Below are 16,596 nucleotides of genomic sequence, written 5' to 3'. Positions count from 1 at the left end.
GGTGTACCGGGAGCTGCCGGAGGCCGAGAGGTTGTGGCGGGCGTGGCGGGCGACGTCGCCGGTGGAGTCGTCGGTGGGGTTGCTGTTGGCGTCGCAGGAGTTGCTGCGGACGCATCCGCTGCTGCACGACCAGGTGGACGTGGAGTGGACGGCCCTGCCGGAGCCGGGGCAGTTGCAGCCGGAGGGCCTGGGACTGCTGCGGGAGCGGGTGGAGCGGCTGACGGGGGGTGACGTGGTCCGGGCGGTGTTCCGGGGTGCGGAGCCTTCGGTGCAGGGGTTGCGGGCGTCGAGCGACCTGCCGGCCGCGTTGGACGATCTGCGGTCGCCGATGATGGTGGCGCGGTCGGGGATGCTGGTGCCGGTGACGATGCTGGCGGTGCTGTCGGCGGTGACGATGGTGCTGACTGCCCGTCAACTGACCGAGTTCCGGCGGGCGGAGCTGCTGTTGCAGTTGGCGCGGGGTGCGGGGCGGGCCCGGCTGCTGGGTGTCGCGGCGGCGGAGTGGGCGCTGTGCACGGTGCCGGCGGCGCTGCTGGGTGTGTGGGTGGCGGGGCCGTTGCTGCGGCTGCTGGAGCGGCTGGGGCTGCCGGTGGACGGGGCGGCCGCGGAGGCGTCGGGTGCGGCGGCGTGGGCGGTGGCCGGGGTGGCGCTGGTGCTGCACGGCTGTGCGGCGTTGCTGCCGGTGGCGTGGACGGCGGACGGCGGTGAGCGGGAGGTGTCGTCGCGCAGTGCGCGGCGGGCGGTGGCGCAGCGGGCCGGGGCGGACTTGGTGCTGGCGGCGGTGGCGGTGCTGGCGTATCTGCAACTGCGGCAGTACGAGGGGTTGTTGAGCCCGGCGTCGAGTGCGGTGGGGTTCGATCCGGTGCTGGTGGCGGCGCCGGTGGTGATGACGGTGGCGGCGGCGTTGCTGCTGTTGCGCCTGTTGCCGCCGCTGGGTCGGGCGTTGGAGTCGTTGGCGCGGCGGGGGCGGGGTCTGGTGGCTCCGTTGAGCGGTTGGCAGGTGAGTCGGGGCCGGGCGGGTCAGGCGGCGCCGGTGCTGTTGATGGCGTTGGCGTTGGCCGTGGGGGCGTTGACGACGACGGCCATCGCGGGTGAGGGGCCGAGCGACCGGGACCGGGCGGCGTTCGACCTGGGGGCGGATCTGCGGGTGACGGGCGGGGAGTTGCCGGCGGGGGCGCGGCGGGCGGCGTTGTCGGCGGTGCCGGGGGTGGCGGCGGTGACACCGGTGGGCGAGGTGGCGGGCCGGATCCAGGGGTCGCAGGTCTCGGTGCTGGCGTTGGACACGTCGGCGGTGCGGCCGGTGGCGACGTCGGAGCGGATGGCGTCTGGGGCCTGGACGCATGCAGTGCCCGCGGTTCGGTCGGATCTCGAACCGGGCTCGCTGGACGGGCAGTTGGCGTTGTTGCGGAAGGACCTGCCGGTGCACGGGATGCCGCTGGAGGGGCGTCCGTCGGAGCTGCGGGCGCGGGTGTCGGTGTCGGCCGCGGACCGGGTGGGCCGGGTGTGGCTGGTGGCCCAGGTGGAGGACGCGAGCGGCCTGGTGACGCAGGTGCAGGCGGAGTTGACGGCGGACGGGGTGGCGCGGACGGTGTCGCTGCCGTTGGCGTCGGGGTCGTTGAACTACCCGCTCCAGGTGACGCAGTTGGGGTTGCGGAGTGCGGCGCGGGGTTTTCCGCGGGCGACCTTCCGGCTGACGGTGTCGGGGATCGAGGGGGCCAGTGTGCCGTCCGGCGCGAGCTGGGTGAACGTCACGCGCGGGGAGATCAGGGTGGCTGGTCTCGGGTGTCCGGGTGTGCCGGACGACGGGCCGCAGCGTGCCGATGCGGGGGTGTGCGAGGTGTCGAAGGCCGACGGCGGGTTGCTGTCGGCGGTGGTGCGCGGGTCGGATCCGTTGCAGGGCGACGGTGCGGACGGGGTGTCGTTCGGGCTGGTGCCGGCGGGGACGCCGAAGCGGGTGGCGGGGATGCCGGTGGCGGGGTACCTGGTGCCGGCGCTGGTGAACGAGGCGTTCGTGCGGAAGGTCCGGTTCGGGATGGGCGGCGAGGTGCGGCTGATGGACACCTCGGAGGACCTGTTCGGGCTGCGGGTCGTCGGGGTGCTGCCGGAGTTCCCGGGCGGCGGGGACCGGGACCAGCCGCAGGTGCTGGTGGATCTGCCGGCGCTGTCGGCGGCCCGGTCGGGGTTGGGGCTGCCGCCGGTGACGGACACGGCGTGGTGGCTGGCGGCGCAGTCGAAGGCGGGGATGGACCGGGCGGAGCGGGCGGTCGCGGCGGATCCGCGGCTGGGCCGGGTGGAGAGCGTCCGGTCGCGGGCGGCGGCGCTGGCGGCGGATCCGTTCCGGTCGGGCCGGCGCAGTGCGCTGGTGCTGTCGTTGGTGCTGTCGCCGGTGTTCGCGGTGGCCGGGTTCACGGTGCACGCGGTGGGTTCGGCGCGGTCGCGGCGGCGGGAGTTCGCGGTGCTGCGGGCGATCGGGGTGCGACGTCGGCAGTTGGCCGGCGTGCTGCGGCTGGAGCAGTTGGCGGTGGTGGGTTTCTCGGTGCTGCTGGGCGGGGCGCTGGGGGTGGCGCTGGCGGCGGTGGTGCTGCCGTTGATCGTGGTCGACGGCAGTGGCCGGGCGGTGTTCCCGTCGCTGGAGTTGACGGTGGGCTGGGGTTGGACGGCGATGGTGGTGCTGGCGACCGGCCTGGGGGTCGGCACGGTGGTGCTGGTGCTGTCGCGGATGTTGGCGCGGGTCGATCTGGCGCGTGAGCTGCGGGCGGGGGAGAACGGATGAGCGGGCTCGGCGGGTTCGGGGGGTGGCGTCCGGCGCTGCGGGAGGCCCGGACGGGGTGGCCGGTGCTGGTGGTGCTGGCAGTGGTGTCGGCGGTGCTGACGGTGGTGTCGCTGCTGTGGCCGCCGGTGTTCGACGGTCTGTCGACGAAGGAGCTGAACCGGCGGCTGGCGGCGGCGCAGGTGGACGGGCCGCTGGTGACGGCGCGGGCGACGGTGCACGCGCCGCGGAACTTCTACGGCCAGTCCACGGCACCGCAGTTCGGCTCGTTGGACAGCGACCTGACGCGGGTCGGGGAGAGCATGCGGCAGGGGTCGTCGGGGGAGTTGGCGCACACCCTGGTGCGGGTGTCGGGCTGGGCGCAGAGCGACGGCATGGACCTGTCGGGGGCGGGCGTGGCCCGGCCGCACGGCAGGGCCGGGTCGGTGTCGCTGGCGTACGCGCAGGACGCGGCCGACCGGGTGCGCTGGGTGGCCGGCCGGGCGCCGGGGCAGCCGGACGGAGCGAAGCAGGCGCCGATCGAACTGGGCATGTCCCGCAAGGGGTTGGCGCAGTTCGGGCTGGCGGTCGGACAGCGCGTGCAGTTGTCCGGGCAGACCGGGGCCACCGAGGCGGTGGTGGTCGGCGAGTTCGAGCCGCTCGACGGCGCGGACGACCTGTGGCGCGAACTCCCGCTGCTGAACGAGCCGTTGGACGCGGCGGTGCCGGAGGGGTACATCCGGTACGGGCAGGCGCTGGTGGCTCCGGCGGGGTTGGAGGCGATGGAGGCACGCGGGTCGTTGTCGCTGTCGGCGACCTGGGCGTTCGGGGTGGCGCAGCAGCCCTGGGGGAACGGTGGCACGGCCGCGGGCGTGCGTGAACTGGCGTCCGGGGCAAAGGGGTTCAAGCGGTCGGCGGTCGACCGGGTGTGCGGCGAGATCGTCTCGGACGCGGCGCCGTGTTCGGCGGGAGTGCGGACGGTGACGCCGCCGCAGGTGCAGGAGCGGCTGTCGGCGCTGGTGGACCGGTTCGCGGAGCAGCGGGCCCGGACGGTGTCACTGCAGTCGTTCGCGCTGGCGGGGCTGTTGGCGATCGGGGTGTCCACGGCGGTGGCGGCGGCCCGGCTGGGGGCGCGGCGCAGGGAGGGGGTGCTGGCGCTCCAGCGGGCGCGCGGGGCGGGTGAGCCCGCGTTGGCGGCGGTGCGGCTGCTGGAGGCCGCTCCGGCGGTCCTGGTGGGGGTGTTGGCGGGTCGGGCGGTGTCCGGTCCGTTGGCCGGGGAGCGGCCGCTCGGCGCCTGGTGGCCGGCGGTGGCGGCGGCCGTGCTGGTCGCGGGCGCGCCTGCGGCGGCGGTGTGGTGGCAGGGCCGGGCGGTGCGCCGCGCGGGTCGGGAGCCGGTGCAACGGCGGGGTGTGAAGCGGGCGTTGGGGCTGTCCGGCCGGTTGGTGCTGGAGGGCGCGGTGCTGGCGCTGGCGGCGATGGGCGTGCTGCAGTTGCGGCTGCGCGGCGCGCTGGCTCCGGGGACGGCCGATCCGGATCCCCAACTGGCCCTGGTGCCGGTGGTGTTGGGTCTGGCGGCGGTGGTCGTGGTGCTGCGGGTGTACCCGGTGCCGCTGCGGGTGCTGACCGGTTGGGCGCGGCGGCGGCGCGGCACGGTCGCGCTGGTCGGCCTGTCGCAGGCCGGGCGGCGTTCCGCGGCGGCGGCGACCGCGCTGCTGGTCCTGGTGCCGGCGCTGGCCTGCGCGGTGTTCGGCGCGCTGGTGTCCGGGACGGTGCGGCACGGCCGGGTGGAGGCTGCGCAGTGGCGCACCGGCGGGGACGCGGTGGTCCTCGGGCCGTCGCAACGCCCGTTGCCGCTGGAGGAGTTGGCGAAGGTGCCGGGTGTCGGCGGGGTGCTGCCGGTGCGCGGCGGGGTGGCTGCGCTGACGGCCGACGAGGACGGTTCGGTGGTCAAGGGCGTGGGCCTGGTCGGGGTCGACCAGGCGGCGCTGGCGGGGCTGGAGCCGGGCTCCCCGGTGGCGGCGGCGCTGGCCGCGGCGGGCCTGTCCGCGCCGCTCGTCGCGGGCGCGGAACTGCCCGCGCTGGCCGACGCGGGGACGGCGGCGCGGTTCCCCGACGGGTCGTTCGACGCGGACGCGGGGGCGAGCAGGTTCCGGGTCCGGATCGTCGGCGTGCTGCCCGCCGGGGCGGACCGGGACCGGGCGATCGGGCCGGTGGTCGGCGAGGTCGGCGGCGGCCCGCTGCTGGTGTTCGGCGGGCCCGCCGCGGAACGCCTCCCCCGGCAGACCGGTCAGCGCAACGCGGCGGTGCTGTTCGCCGAGCCCGGCCGCGCGGGCTCGCCGGCCGGCGCGCAGCGGATCGACGGGGCCCGGCTGCGGTCGGTGGTGGCGGCCTCGGCGGCGACCGCGGGCGCGGGCGGCGCCGGGGCGGCCGGTGGCGCGGTGCTGCGCGGCGCGCCGGTCGAAGTGCGCGACCTGGCGGGCCAGTTGAGGGAGTCGGCGGACGACGGTCTGGTGTCCGCGCTGGAGCTGGCGTTCCGATCGGCGGCGGCGATCGGCCTGCTGCTCGGGCTGGCGGCGGTGGTCCTGGAACTGCTGCTCGGCTCCGCGGAGCGCGGCCGGATGCTCGCGTACCTGCGGACCCTGGGCCTGGGCGCCAGGGCCGCAGCGGGCGTCCAACTGGTCCAGCTGCTCCCGGTGATGGCCGCGGCCGTGATCGGCGGCACCCTGCTCGGCCTGGGCCTGCCGTGGCTGCTCGGCCCGGCCCTGGACCTGCGCGCCTTCACCTCCGGCCCGGGGGCGCCGGCGTTCGCGCCCGACTGGGCGGCCATCGCCGTCGCGGCCCTCGCCCTGCTGGTGCTGGTGCCGTGCGCGGCGGCGTTGGAGGGGGTGGCGGGGCGTTGGCGGGTCCCGCAGCTGCTGCGGCTCGGCGAAGGGGCGCAGTAGTCGGTCGGACAGTGCAACGGGGTCGTGCGTCGTCGGCGCACGGCCCCGTCGTGCTCGGTCGCGGCAGTTCCTCCGCCCGGGGCAGGGGTGTCGGTGGCTCGCGGTAGGTTCGTCGGTGCGATGTGTCCTGATTGGGTGTGAGGTGTCCGTTGCAGCTTGCGCAGGTGGAGGGGGTCCTGGAGCGGATCACGTACGCCAATGAGGAGACGGGGTATACGGTCGCGCGGGTGGACACCGGGCGGGGGGCGAACGACCTGCTGACGGTGGTGGGGGCGCTGCTCGGGGCGCAGGTGGGGGAGAGCCTGCGGTTGTTCGGGCGGTGGGGGTCGCATCCGCAGTACGGGCGGCAGTTCACGGTGGAGAACTACACGACGGTGCTGCCGGCCACCGTGCAGGGCATCCAGCGGTACTTGGGCTCGGGGTTGATCAAGGGCATCGGGCCGCGGTTCGCGGAGCGGATCGTGGAGCGGTTCGGGGTGGAGACCCTGGAGGTGATCGAGAACGAGCCGAAGCGGCTGATCGAGGTGCCGGGCCTGGGGCCGAAGCGGACGAAGATGATCGCCAAGGCGTGGGAGGAGCAGAAGTCCATCAAGGAGGTGATGGTCTTCCTGCAGAGCGTCGGGGTGTCGACGTCGTTGGCGGTGCGGATCTACAAGCAGTACGCGGACGCGTCGATCGGGGTGGTGAAGAATCAGCCGTACCGGCTGGCGTCGGACGTGTGGGGCATCGGGTTCCTGACGGCGGACCGGATCGCGCAGGCGGTGGGGATTCCGCACGATTCGCCGGAGCGGGTGAAGGCGGGCCTGCAGTACGCGCTGTCGCAGTCGACCGATCAGGGGCACTGCTATCTGCCGGAGGAGCGGCTGATCGCGGACGGCGTGAAGCTGCTGCAGGTGGACGTCGGGCTGGTGATCGACTGCCTGGCGGAGCTGGTCGCGGCGGAGGGCGTGGTGCGCGAGCGGCTGCCGGGCGGGGACGGCCTGGAGATCACCGCGGTGTACCTGGTGCCGTTCCACCGGGCGGAGATCTCGCTGGCGGGCCAGTTGCTGCGGCTGCTGCGGACGGGCGAGGACCGGATGCCGTGGTTCCGCGACGTGGACTGGCCGGCCGCGCTGGGCTGGTTGGCGAAGCGGACGGGTGCGGAACTCGCCCCGGAGCAGGAGCAGTCGGTGCGGCTGGCGCTGACCGAGAAGGTCGCGGTGCTGACCGGCGGCCCGGGCTGCGGCAAGTCGTTCACGGTGAAGTCGATCGTGCAGTTGGCGTTGGCGAAGCGGGCGAAGGTGGTGCTGGCTGCGCCGACCGGGCGGGCGGCGAAGCGGCTGGCGGAGCTGACCGGCGCGGAGGCGTCCACGGTGCACCGGCTGCTGGAGTTGAAGCCGGGCGGGGACGCCGCGTACGACCGGGACCGGCCGTTGGACGCGGACCTGGTGGTGGTCGACGAGGCGTCGATGCTGGATCTGATCCTGGCGAACAAGCTGGTCAAGGCGGTCGCGCCGGGTGCGCACCTGCTGTTCGTGGGGGACGTGGACCAGCTGCCGTCGGTGGGCGCGGGCGAGGTGCTGCGCGACCTGCTGTCGGCCGGCAGCCCGATCCCGTCGGTGCGGCTGACCCGGATCTTCCGGCAGGCCCAGCAGTCGGGCGTGGTGGTGAACGCGCACCGGATCAACGAGGGTCTGCCGCCGCTGACCGAGGGGCTGCCGGACTTCTTCCTGTTCGCGGAGGACGACGCGGAGCGCGCGGCCGGCCTGACGGTGGACGTGGTGGCCCGGCGCATCCCGCAGCGGTTCGGGCTGGATCCGCGGCGCGACGTCCAGGTGCTGGCGCCGATGCACCGCGGCCCGGCGGGGGCGGGCGCGTTGAACACGCTGCTCCAGTCGGCGGTCACGCCGGCCCGCGAGGGCCTGCCCGAACGGCGTTTCGGCGGGCGGACGTTCCGGGTCGGCGACAAGGTCACGCAGATCCGCAACAACTACGAGAAGGGGCGCAGCGGCGTCTTCAACGGCACAGTGGGCGTCGTGACCTCGCTCAGTGTGGACGACCAGAAGCTGACGGTGATGACCGACGAGGACGAGGAGGTGCCGTACGACTTCGACGAGCTGGACGAGTTGGCGCACGCGTACGCGGTGACGATCCACCGCTCGCAGGGCAGCGAGTACCCGGCGGTGGTGATTCCCGTCACGACGTCGGCGTGGACGATGCTCCAGCGCAACCTGCTGTACACCGCGGTGACGCGAGCGAAGAGGCTGGTGGTGCTGGTGGGGTCCCGGAAGGCGATCGGGCAGGCGGTGCGGGCGGTGAGCGCGGGTCGGCGGCACTCCGCGCTGGACCACAGATTGGCTGCGGGGCACGGGTCAGGGGGTACGGTACGTCCAGAGGTTGTCTTGACGTGAAGAGATTTAGGGCGGAACCTGGTCTGGTGCCGATCTTGTCCGGTTCGCACCGGCTGCGGCAGCAGAGTTTGTAGGCCCTGGTCCTTTCCGGGGTCACCCCCGGTGCGCGGCCGTCCTTCGGGTGGGGGATCGTTGAGACAGTCAGGGCAGTCGGATGAGGATCAAATTTCGTCGGTGAGGAAGACGTGAGCGACAAATCGGTAGTACTGCGGTACCAGGACGGCGAGTACGAGTACCCCGTCGTCGAGAGCACTGCGGGCAACGCCGGCTTCGACATCTCGAAGCTGCTTCCGCAGACCGGCCTGGTCACCCTGGACAACGGTTTCGGCAACACCGCCGCCAACAAGTCCGCCATCACCTTCATTGACGGTGACGCCGGCATCCTGCGTTACCGCGGGTACCCGATCGAGCAGCTGGCCGGTGAGGCCAACTTCATCGAGACCGCCTATCTGCTGATCAACGGTGAACTGCCGAACGCCGGCCAGCTGGCCACGTTCAACAACGAGATCACCCAGCACACCCTGCTGCACGAGGACGTCAAGCGCTTCTTCCAGGGCTTCCCGCGGGACGCCCACCCGATGGCGATGCTGTCCTCGGTGGTCGGCGCGCTCTCCACCTTCTACCCGGAGAGCCACAACCCGTTCGACGCGGACCAGCGCCACCTGTCGACGGTGCGCCTGCTGGCGAAGCTGCCGACAATCGCGGCGTACGCGTACAAGAAGGCGGTGGGCCAGCCCTTCGTCTACCCGCGCAACGACCTCGGCTACGTCGAGAACTTCCTGCGGATGACCTTCGCCGTCCCGGCCGAGGACTACGAGCTGAACCCGGTCGTGGTCAACGCCCTGGACAAGCTGCTCATCCTGCACGCCGACCACGAGCAGAACTGCTCCACCTCGACGGTGCGCCTGGTCGGCTCCTCGCACGCCAACCTGTTCGCCTCGATCTCGGCGGGCATCTCGGCGCTCTGGGGCCCGCTGCACGGCGGCGCCAACCAGGCCGTGCTGGAGATGCTGGAGCAGATCAAGAACGACGGCGGCGACGTCGACGCCTTCATCCGCAAGGTGAAGAACCGCGAGGACGGCGTCAAGCTGATGGGCTTCGGCCACCGCGTCTACAAGGCGTTCGACCCGCGCGCCGCGCAGGTCAAGGTGCTCGCCCACGAGGTGCTGGCCCAGCTCGGCAAGTCCGACGAGCTGCTGGAGATCGCCCTCAAGCTGGAGGAGCACGCGCTCAAGGACGACTTCTTCGTCTCGCGCAAGCTCTACCCGAACGTGGACTTCTACACGGGCCTGATCTACCGCGCCATGGGCTTCCCGACCAGCATGTTCACCGTGCTGTTCGCGCTCGGCCGGCTGCCCGGCTGGATCGCCCACTGGCACGAGATGATCAAGGACCCGACCAGCCGGATCGGCCGCCCGCGGCAGATCTACACCGGCGTCGAGATCCGCGACTACGTGCCGCTCGACGCGCGCTGAGCGAGTCGCACCCACGCGGAAGGGGCCCGGCCCCCTGCCACCCGATGAGGGAGGCGGGGGCCGGGCCCCTTTTTTGAGTCTGTGAGAGTGGGGCGCACGGCGCCCGGGACGACCCCGGGTGGGGAACGGCCGCTCAAAGCAATCCCCGGGCTCCCGGATCCGGCCCGGCGCCGTGCGCGAGGGCCGTCGACGAATCGACGACCGTCCGGGGCCCGCCGGAGCCCCGCTCTACAAAAGGTAAGACGTAACAGGGGGCGCAGAGTTACGCCAGGGGGGTGTGAGTTGCCTCTCTCCACTCTCCGTGTGCATCTGCGCACCCGTACGGCGGAGCGCATATCACACCGCACGGCGAGCGCGCGGCGTCACCCACCCCGCAGACACCGCAACCCAGCGTGATAAGAATCGTGGCAATCCGGTACGGACCGCCTGCCATCCGCGGAGCGGTGAACGGTCAGGGAGGGAGTGCGCCATGGCCAGGAACGTTGTTGTCACCGGTGGAGGCACCGGCATCGGCTTTGAGGTGGCCCGGCGCTTCGCCGAGGCGGGCGAGCGGGTGGTGATCGTCGGCCGCCGCCCCGGGGTCCTCGACCACGCCGCCGCGGAACTCGGCCCCAACGTCACCCCGCTGGTGTGCGACCTGGCCGACCCCGACGCCGTGGAGGCCGCGCTGGCCGCGCTGCCCGCCCGGATCGACGTGCTGGTCAACAACGCCGGCAGCCGGGAGACCGTGTTCGGCGCCGGCCCGCACGCCGTGCTGGCCCGCTGGCGCGGCGACTTCGAACGCAACGTGCTCACCGTGGTGCTGCTCACCGAGTCCATCCGCGACCGGCTCACCCCCGGCTCCGGCCGGGTCGTCACCGTCTCCTCGATCGCCGCGCTGCGCGGCGCCGGCTCGTACGGGGCGGCGAAGGCCTCGCTGCACGCCTGGAACAACTTCCTGGCCGCCCAGGTCGGCCCGTCCGGCATCACCGCCAACATCGTGGCGCCCGGCACGGTGGCGGGCACCGAGTTCTTCGGGCCGCGCCTGGACGAGGCGGAGGTCGCCCGCCGCTCGGCGCGCACCCTGCTCGGCCGGATCGGCGAGTCCGGGGAGGTCGCCGCCGCGGTGTGCTTCCTCGCCTCCGAGGAGGCCGGCTTCATCACCGGCGAGATCCTGCACTGCAACGGCGGCGAGCTGCTCGGCCGTTGAGGCCCCCGGCCGGTCGGTCAGGCCGGTCGGAACTTGCGCAGCCGCAGGCTGTTGCCGACCACGAAGACCGAGGAGAAGGCCATGGCCGCTCCTGCGATCATGGGGTTGAGCAGGCCGGTCGCGGCGAGCGGCAGGGCCGCGACGTTGTAGGCGAAGGCCCAGAACAGGTTGCCCTTGATGGTGGCGAGGGTGCGGCGGGAGAGGCGGATCGCGTCGGCGGCCGAGCGCAGGTCGCCGCGTACGAGGGTGAGGTCGGCGGCCTCGATGGCGGCGTCGGTGCCGGTGCCGATGGCCAGGCCCAGGTCGGCCTGGGCGAGGGCGGCGGCGTCGTTGACGCCGTCGCCGACCATTGCGACGGTGCGGCCCTCGGCCTGCAGCCGCCGTACGGTGGCGACCTTGTCCTCGGGCAGTACCTCGGCGATCACGTCCTCGGCGGGGATGCCGACCTCGGCCGCCACCGACTCCGCCACCAGCCGGTTGTCACCGGTCAGCAGCACGGGGCGCAGGCCCAGCGCCCGCAGTTCGGCGATCGCCTCCGCGCTGGTCGGCTTCACTGCGTCGGCGACCTCCAGGACGGCCCGCGCCGCGCCGTCCCAGCCGACCGCGATCGCGGTCCGGCCGGCCCGCTCGGCGGCGGCCCCGGCCTCGGCGAGGGCGGGCGGAAGGGGTGTGCCGACGAGCAGCGCCTCGCGTCCGGCGGCCACCGCGTGGCCGTCGACGGTGCCGCGGACGCCCAGGCCCGGGACGTTCTCGAAGCCGTCGACCGGCTCCAGCGTGCCGAACCTCTCCTGTGCGGCGGTGGCCACGGCCTGGGCGATCGGGTGCTCGGAGGCGTGCTCCAGCGCGCCGGCCAGCCGCAGCGCCTCGTCCTCGGTGGCGTTCTCGGCGGTGTGGACGCCGACCAGGGTCATCCGGCCGGTGGTCACGGTGCCGGTCTTGTCCAGCACGATGGTGTCGACCTTGCGGGTGTTCTCCAGGACCTCGGGGCCCTTGATCAGGATGCCCAGCTGGGCGCCGCGTCCGGTGCCGACCATCAGGGCGGTCGGGGTGGCCAGGCCCAGGGCGCAGGGGCAGGCGATGATCAGCACCGCGACGGCGGCGGTGAACGCCTCGGTGGGGCTCTCGGTGGCCAACAGCCAGACGACCAGGGTGCCGAGGGCGATCAGGATGACGGCGGGCACGAACACGCCGGAGATCCGGTCGGCGAGGCGCTGGGCGGCGGCCTTGCCGTTCTGGGCGTCCTCGACCAGCTTCGCCATCCGGGCCAGCTGGGTGTCCGCGCCGACCCTGGTGGCCTCGACCACCAGCCGGCCGCCCGCGTTGACGGTCGCGCCGGTGACGGGGTCGCCGACGGCGACCTCGACCGGCACCGACTCGCCGGTCAGCATCGAGGCGTCCACGGCGGAGCTGCCCTCGACGACCGTGCCGTCGGTGGCGATCTTCTCGCCGGGACGGACCACGAACCGGTCGCCGACGGCGAGTTGATCGACCGGGACACGGGTCTCCCGGCCGCCGCGCAGCACCGCCACGTCCTTGGCACCGAGGTCCAGCAGGGCGTGCAGGGCGGCGCCCGCGCGGCGCTTGGAGCGGGCCTCCAGCCAGCGGCCGAGCAGGATCAGGGCGGTGACGGCGGCCGCGGTCTCCAGGTACAGGGTGGAGGAGGCGCCGGTGCGGTCGACGGTGAAGCTGAAGGAGTGCCGCATGCCGGGCATCCCGGCCCGGCCCCAGAACAGGGCCCACACGGACCAGCCGAAGGCGGCCAGGGTGCCGAGCGAGACCAGGGTGTCCATGGTGGCGGCGCCGTGCCGGGCGTTGGTCCAGGCGGCGCGGTGGAACGGCAGGCCGCCGTACACCACGACGGGGCCGGTGAGGGCGAAGGCCAGCCACTGCCAGTTGTCGAACTGCAGGGCCGGAAGCATCGAGAGCAGCACCACCGGGAGGCTGAGCACGGCGCTGATCAGCAGCCGGTCCCGCAGCGGATCCCGGGGGGCCTCCGACGCGGGTGCCTCGGGCTCGGGGGCCGGCGGGGGCGGGAGTTCGGCGGTGTAGCCGGTCTTCTCCACACCGGCGATCAGGTCGGCGACGGTGACGCCGGGGCCGAAGTCCACCCGGGCCTTCTCGGTCGCGAAGTTGACGCTGGCCTCGACGCCGTCGATCCGGTTCAGCTTCTTCTCGATCCGGGCGGCGCAGGAGGCGCAGGTCATGCCGCCGATCGCCAGTTCGACGCGCTCCCGGGGACCGGCCGGGGCGGCGGGATCGGTGGTGGTGCTCATCGGCTCGTTCTCTCTCGGCGGCGCGGGGGGCGGCCCGGACGGGCCGGACCGTCCCCGCGGGCGGGTCAGGCGGTCCGGCCGACCAGCTCGTAGCCCGCCTCGTCCACGGCGGCGGCGATCTGCTCGTCGCTGAGCGGGGACTCGGCGGTCACGGTGACGGTGCCGGCCTTGGCGTCGGAGGCGACGGCGGTGACGCCCGGCAGGCCGGAGACCTCGCCGTTGATGGCCTTCTCGCAGTGGCCGCAGCTCATGCCGCTGACGGTGTAGGTGACGGTGCTGGACATGGTGGCCTCCGGGCGCTCGCTGCTTGTACCGACGACAACAGCATACCCCCCAGGGGTATTCCTTCCAGGGGTGGACGACATTCTCGACCGGCGGGGCCCGGCCCGCCTTTGAGCCTAGTCCGCACGGGCCGCCCGCCCGCAACGACCGGCGGCCCGCCGCCCGACCGGCCCCCGCCCCGCTGCTTCGAACGGTCGGGCCGCCCGGCCGTCGCCCGCTTCGTGGGGCGGGGCAGGGCGGACGAAGGTCCGATATGTTCGAAACGTGCCCATTCGACGCCGGGATCGCGCGGCGGCCACCGGGAGCGACGACGTGCCGTCCACCCGGCGTCGGGGCGCGCTGCTCGCCGCCGACCTGCAGGACGTCTCCCCGCTGCTGCGGGCCGCGCCCGCGCTGGTGGCCATCGGCCTGGTGACGCTGGCCGACCTGCTGGCCGGGTCGGGCACCTATCTCGCGCCGCTGATGGTCGTCGTGCCGTCCGTCGCCGCACTCACCCTCAGACCGCGCGAGCTGCTCATGACCTGCCTGCTCGGCCTGCTGGTGATGTTCGCCCTCAACCGCTACTACGACCGGGTCACCGTCCCGTCCGACAGCCGCTTCCTGTTCGGCGCGACGATCAGCTACATCGTGCTGAGCGCGTTCAGTGCCTTCGTCGCCGAGCTGCGGATGCGAAGAGCCGCGGCCTTCGCCGCCGTCAGCTCGGTCGCGGAGGCCGCCCAGCGGGCATTGCTGAGCCAGCCCGACCCGGTCGTCGGGCCGCTGCGGCTGTCCGTGCGCTACGTCTCCGCCGCGGACGCCGCCCGGATCGGCGGCGACCTGTACTCCGTCCTGGACACCCCGCACGGCACCCGGGTGCTGGTCGGCGACGTCCGCGGCAAGGGCCTCGGCGCGGTGCAGACCGCCGCCGTGGTGCTCGGCGCGTTCCGCGAGGCCGCCTACGACGAGGAACGGCTGCCGGACGTCGCCGCCCGGATCGAGGCCAGCATGCACCGGCACGTCGCCGACGGGGAGTTCACCACCGCGCTGTTCGCCGAGTTCCACGCCTCCGGCCCCGTCGACCTGGTGCACCTCGGCCACGTCCCGCCGATCCGGGTCCGCGCCGACGGCCGCGCCGAGGAACTGGAGGCCGCCGACCCGTGGCTGCCGCTCGGCCTCGGCGACCTCGCCACCGACGGCGCGCCCTGTTCCACCGCCGTCCCGTTCGGCCCGCAGGAGGTCCTGGTGCTGTGCACGGACGGCGTGATCGAGGCCAAGGGCCGACGCTCCGGCGCCTTCTACCCGCTGGCCGAACGCGTCGGCCCGCTGGTCAAGGACGGCTGGCGCTCGCTCACCGACCTGGACACCGCCGTCGCCCGCCTGTACGCCGACCTGCTGGCGCACACCGGCGGCGGACTCGGCGACGACGCGCTGCTGCTGCTGATCACCCGGCCCGCCCCGTCCGCGCGGTGAGCGCGGCGGCGGTCACTTGGCGTCGCCGTAGCAGTCGACCACGGCGGTGCTGAGCGGGAAGCGGACCGGGGTGTCGCCGAAGACCAGGGCGGCGGCCTCCTCGGCGGCCGCGGTGACCTCGGCGGACACCGCGTCGGCCAGGTCGGCGGGGGTGTGCACCACCACCTCGTCGTGCTGGAAGAACACCAGGTGCGGGCGGTCCGGGCCGGAGTGCAGCGCGGACAGCCGGCGGCGCAGCGCCGCCAGCAGGGCCAGCGCCCAGTCGGCGCCGCTGCCCTGGATGACGAAGTTGCGGGTGAAGCGGCCGCGGGCGCGGGCCGAGCGACCGGCCGCCTCGCCGGGCTCCGGGGCCTCGGTGAGGTCCAGCCAGTCCGCCGAGGGCGGCGGGCAGACCCGGCCGAGGCGGGAGGAGACCACGCCGCCGTCCTCGCCGGTGCGGGCCGCGGCCTCCACGTAGCCCATCGCGGCCGGATAGCGGCGGCGCAGCGTGTTCAGCAGCGGGCCGATGCCGCCGCCCGTCTGGCCGTACATCGCGCCCAGCAGGCCCAGCTTGGCCTTCTCCCGGTCGCCCTGGAAGGCGCTGGCGGCGAGCGCCGCGTACAGGTCGCCGCCGGCGGCGGTGCGGGCCAGGCCGCGGTCGCCGGACATCGCGGCCAGCACCCGCGGCTCCAGCTGCGCGGCGTCCGCGACCACCAGCAGCCAGCCCGGGTCGGCGACCACGGCGCGGCGCAGGGTGCGCGGGATCTGCAGCGCGCCGCCGCCGCGGGACGCCCAGCGGCCGGTGACCACGCCGCCCACCACGTACTCGGGACGGAAGCGGCCGCCGCGCGCCCACGCCGCCTGCCAGGCCCAGCCGTGCGCGGTGTGCAGCCGCGACAGCTCCTTGTAACGGGCCATCAGGGCGGCCGCCGGGTGGTCGATCGCCTTCAGCTCCCGGGAGCGGGTGGAGGACAGCTGGATGCCGCGGTCGGCGAACGCCTTGATCACCTGGGTGTGCGAGTCCAGGTTGAACGGCCGGGCGCCGAGCGCCTGTTGGACCTCCACGGCGAGCTCGGACAGCCGCCCGGGCAGGGTGCCCGGCATGGTCGGGCGCGGGCCGAGCAGCTCGGTCAGCAGCGCGTCGTGCACGTCGGCCCGCCACGGCAGCCCGTCGTACGCCATCTCGCAGGCCAGCAGCGCCCCCGCCGACTCGGCCGCCACCAGCAGCCGGAACCGGGACCGGGCCGCCGGGTCGGCGATCGCCGCGAGCCGCCGCAGCTGCTCCGCGTGGACGGCCACCGTGGCCTCCAACGCGTCGGTGCCGGGCGGGAGTTGGAGCCGGTCCGGGGCGAACAGGCCGTCCTCGTCGGGCAGCGCGCCCTCCGGGAGGTCGGCCGGCACCGGCAGCCCGCGCAGCCGCGCCCAGGCCGCGCCGAGCGAACGCGGCGCGCCGAACCGGCCCTCGTGGCCGAGCAGCAGCGTCTCGGTCAGCCGCAGGTCGTGGCAGCGCGCCACCCGCTCCGGCAGCCCGGCCAGCAGCGGGCCGTACGCGGTGTCGGCCGTCGGCCACACCCAGCGCGGCGCGTGCTCGGCCTCCACGGCGGCCACCGCCTCGGCCAGCCTCGGCACCTGCACGGCCGGCCCGAGCGGGGCGCCGTCCTCGGCCAGCGGGCGCAGCCGCCCGCCCGGGCCGTGCGGGTCGGGCACCAGGGCGTATCGCACGGGCGGGGGCTCCTTCCGGTTCGGGACGGGGGTCGTTCGGGGTCGTGCGGTGGGGGACCTGTCGACGGTAGCCGGTGCCGGTGACAGTCGGCACGCGGCCCGCAGGTGGGGGTTCGGTGTTCCGCCGGGGCCCGGAGACCCGTAGG

9 protein-coding genes are annotated in these 16,596 nt (G+C 74.3%); 6 read left to right on the top strand and 3 right to left on the bottom strand.

What is annotated here, in order from left to right; genetic code table 11:
- Position 1: 1 nt before the first annotated feature.
- The 5 genes from ACI1MP_RS12580 to ACI1MP_RS12560 all read left to right on the top strand — a co-directional run bounded on the left by ACI1MP_RS12580 (position 2) and on the right by ACI1MP_RS12560 (position 10,745).
- Entirely contained in the window at positions 2-2,773 is a 2,772-nt protein-coding gene (locus ACI1MP_RS12580) for an ABC transporter permease (protein ID WP_404868692.1), read from the top strand.
- Positions 2,770-5,691, top strand: a complete 2,922-nt coding sequence (locus ACI1MP_RS12575; RefSeq protein ID WP_404868691.1) for an FtsX-like permease family protein — start codon at positions 2,770-2,772, stop codon at positions 5,689-5,691. The genes ACI1MP_RS12580 and ACI1MP_RS12575 overlap by 4 nt, the downstream gene beginning before the upstream one ends.
- A gap of 149 nt (positions 5,692-5,840) precedes the next feature.
- A complete protein-coding gene (locus ACI1MP_RS12570; protein ID WP_387994411.1) occupies positions 5,841-8,081 on the top strand; it encodes an ATP-dependent RecD-like DNA helicase in 2,241 nt (746 codons plus the stop codon).
- 185 nt (positions 8,082-8,266) lie between these two features.
- Positions 8,267-9,556 carry a citrate synthase gene (locus ACI1MP_RS12565; protein ID WP_380344722.1) on the top strand — a complete coding sequence of 430 codons (1,290 nt, stop codon included), beginning with the start codon at positions 8,267-8,269 and terminating at the stop codon, positions 9,554-9,556.
- 469 nt (positions 9,557-10,025) lie between these two features.
- On the top strand, positions 10,026-10,745 hold the full coding sequence (locus ACI1MP_RS12560) for an SDR family NAD(P)-dependent oxidoreductase (RefSeq protein ID WP_100590213.1): 720 nt from the start codon (positions 10,026-10,028) through the stop codon (positions 10,743-10,745).
- A gap of 17 nt (positions 10,746-10,762) precedes the next feature.
- On the opposite strand, the gene ACI1MP_RS12555 is transcribed toward ACI1MP_RS12560, so the two are convergent.
- Positions 10,763-13,018: a heavy metal translocating P-type ATPase gene (locus ACI1MP_RS12555; protein ID WP_404868690.1), complete on the bottom strand. Its 2,256-nt coding sequence runs from the start codon at positions 13,016-13,018 to the stop codon at positions 10,763-10,765.
- A 65-nt stretch (positions 13,019-13,083) separates the two neighbouring features.
- On the bottom strand, positions 13,084-13,302 hold the full coding sequence (locus ACI1MP_RS12550) for a heavy-metal-associated domain-containing protein (protein WP_380344373.1): 219 nt from the start codon (positions 13,300-13,302) through the stop codon (positions 13,084-13,086).
- A gap of 262 nt (positions 13,303-13,564) precedes the next feature.
- Between ACI1MP_RS12550 and ACI1MP_RS12545 the strand changes: the two genes are divergently transcribed.
- Complete coding sequence (locus tag ACI1MP_RS12545) at positions 13,565-14,749, top strand: PP2C family protein-serine/threonine phosphatase (protein ID WP_380344376.1); 1,185 nt, start codon at positions 13,565-13,567, stop codon at positions 14,747-14,749.
- A gap of 12 nt (positions 14,750-14,761) precedes the next feature.
- Here the strand turns inward: ACI1MP_RS12545 and ACI1MP_RS12540 are convergent, their stop codons facing one another.
- A complete protein-coding gene (locus ACI1MP_RS12540; RefSeq protein WP_404868689.1) occupies positions 14,762-16,450 on the bottom strand; it encodes a bifunctional 3'-5' exonuclease/DNA polymerase in 1,689 nt (562 codons plus the stop codon).
- Positions 16,451-16,596: the final 146 nt, after the last annotated feature.

This window comes from Kitasatospora griseola, assembly GCF_044999035.1.
In the GTDB taxonomy this organism is placed as follows: Bacteria; Actinomycetota; Actinomycetes; order Streptomycetales; family Streptomycetaceae; genus Kitasatospora; species Kitasatospora griseola.
The sequence above is the reverse complement of the archived record's forward strand: the minus strand, read 5'-3'. Positions and strand labels throughout refer to the sequence as shown.